This window comes from Frankia sp. CcWB2 (assembly GCF_977927585.1).
Genome location: NZ_CDWRCM010000102.1, coordinates 1 through 633 on the forward strand (window position 1 = coordinate 1; position 633 = coordinate 633).

Annotated in this window: 1 protein-coding gene; it reads right to left on the reverse strand. The window is 72.8% G+C overall.

Annotated features, from left to right (window positions below; translation table 11 throughout):
• Positions 1 to 143: 143 nt before the first annotated feature.
• Positions 144 to 633, reverse strand: a 490-nt coding sequence (locus tag ACY45C_RS12295) for an HAD hydrolase-like protein (RefSeq protein WP_462187753.1), incomplete at its 5' end; no start/stop codon positions are given.

A 633-nucleotide genomic window follows, 5' to 3' on the forward strand; every position in this document is an offset into this window, starting at 1 on the left:
CCGGACGGCCTGCCGCAGCAGTCGTTCCTGTTCACGCCGACGAAGGTGACCCTGACCGCCGCCGCGCCGACCGCGACCCTGTTCCGCCGTTCGCAGGGCGGCTCCTGATCCCGTCCGGGGTTCCCTGATCCCGTGGTGGACCCTCACCCACGCGTGGTGGACCCCGGGGTGTGCATCGCTCCCAGGGTCCGACCGTGCGCCCCGGCCCGCTCGGGGGCTTCGGTGCGATCGGGGGCTCCGGTGCGCTCGGGGGCTCCGGTGCGCTCGGGGGTCTCGGCTGGCGCCGGGCGCACGGCGGCCGTCGGCATGCTGTCGAGCGTCCGCACGTCCCGACCGACGGGCAGCTGGGCGATGCTGCCGACGATGGCGGTCGGCCGGTAGGGAAACCGGTCGACGTCGGTGATGGACGTGATGCCCGACAGCACCAGCACGGTGTCCATTCCGGCCTCCAGGCCGGCGACGACGTCGGTGTCCATCCGGTCGCCGATCACCACGGTGGTCTCGCTGTGCGCGGACAGGGTGTTCAGCGCACTGCGCATCATCAACGGGTTCGGCTTGCCGACAAAGTACGGTGTGACGCCGGTCGCCCGGGTGATCATCGCCGCGACCGCCCCGGTGGCGGGCAGGAGACCC